Genomic DNA, 1,478 nt, shown 5'->3' on the forward strand with positions numbered 1-1,478 from the left:
TTTCATCCTATGGGTTCCCCAACAATGCACACGAGTATAGCGACATGGTCAAAGTAAAAGGTCCTAAACGGCCCAACGACTGGAGTGCTGAAGACAAGCTCAAGGTCGTCATGGAAGCCGCCTCCCTCGGCGAGGAACAGTTGGGCGCCTTTCTGCGCGAAAACGGGTTGCATCTGACCCATCTTGAGCAATGGCGCAGGCAAATGCTCGATGCCCTGCAAAATAAGCCTTCCAAAAAGATGGCCAAGGGTAAAAAGGACGACACCAAACGCATCCGCGCCCTCGAAAAAGAATTAAACCGGAAGGACAAGGCCTTGGCGGAAGCCGCTGCGTTGCTGGTGCTTAAAAAAAAAGTCCACGACATCTGGGGGGACGAGGACGATCCCATAGCAGGGAGCAACGGCAAATGATCCTCTCGCTTTTGGAAGAGGTCGTTGCCACTGGCGCCCGACTTGCTAAAGCGGCGGCTGTCATTGGCATCAGCGCACGTACTTTGATTCGGTGGCGCCAGCAAGGCGGCGGTCAAGATCAGCGCCAGGGGCCTTCGGATGCCCCGGCCAACAAACTTAGCGAACAGGAACGACAGCAGGTGCTGGCCGTCGCCAACAGTGCGCCTTTCCGGGATCTTTCCCCTAAGCAGATCGTTCCCCAACTTGCCGACCAGGGTGTTTATCTGGCCTCGGAATCGACCTTTTACCGGGTTCTCAAAGAGCATGCGATGCTTGCCCACCGTCAGGCGTCCAAACCGGCGGTCACACATCGTCCCAAGGCCCACGTGGCCACTGGCCCGTGCCAGGTGTGGAGCTGGGACATCACGTATCTGAAGACATCCGTTAAGGGCCTGTTTTTCTATCTTTACATGGTTCTCGATGTCTGGAGCCGAAAGATCATGGCGGCCCAGGTATTTGCAGAAGAATCCATGGAGCACAGCGCAATGTTGGTGTCCCAAGCCTGCGCGTTTCATGGAGTGCAGCCAGAGAAACTCGTGCTGCATTCCGATAACGGCGGCCCGATGAAGGGCGCCACGATGCTGGCGACACTACACAACCTGGGCGTTACGCCATCCTTCTCACGCCCCAGTGTTAGCAATGACAATCCCTATTCGGAATCGCTCTTTCGGACCATGAAGTATCGGCCCGAGTATCCCGCACGACCCTTTGAAACCGTTGAACAGGCGCAGTCATGGATCGATCAATTCGTCTTCTGGTACAATACCCGGCATCTGCACAGCTCGATCCGCTTCGTTACACCGGATGATCGCCACTACGGCCGGGAACAGGCCATCCTGGCCAATCGCCAGAAAGTATATACTGAGGCTCGACGTCGGAATCCGAATCGATGGTCAAAGGAAATACGCAACTGGGACCCGATAAAATGCGTTTGGCTGAATCCTGAAAAGACACCGGCCAACTCCATAAACCACTTGGAAGAGGCGGCCTAATTTATGACTCAGGTGACAACCCTCTTGACACGCGCCG

At 55.4% G+C, this 1,478-nt stretch carries 1 protein-coding gene and 1 pseudogene; both read left to right on the forward strand.

All coding sequences use genetic code 11. The features are described from left to right. Positions 1 to 410: pseudogene (locus APR53_09630) on the forward strand. Next, positions 407 to 1,441 (forward strand): integrase, encoded by a 1,035-nt coding sequence (locus APR53_09635; protein ID KQC04791.1) that lies wholly within the window; start codon positions 407 to 409, stop codon positions 1,439 to 1,441. Before APR53_09630 ends, APR53_09635 begins: the two are co-directional and overlap by 4 nt. The last annotated feature ends 37 nt before the right edge of the window (positions 1,442 to 1,478 follow it).

Origin of the sequence: Methanoculleus sp. SDB, assembly GCA_001412355.1 — an archaeon.
Classification (GTDB): Archaea; Halobacteriota; Methanomicrobia; order Methanomicrobiales; family Methanomicrobiaceae; genus LKUD01.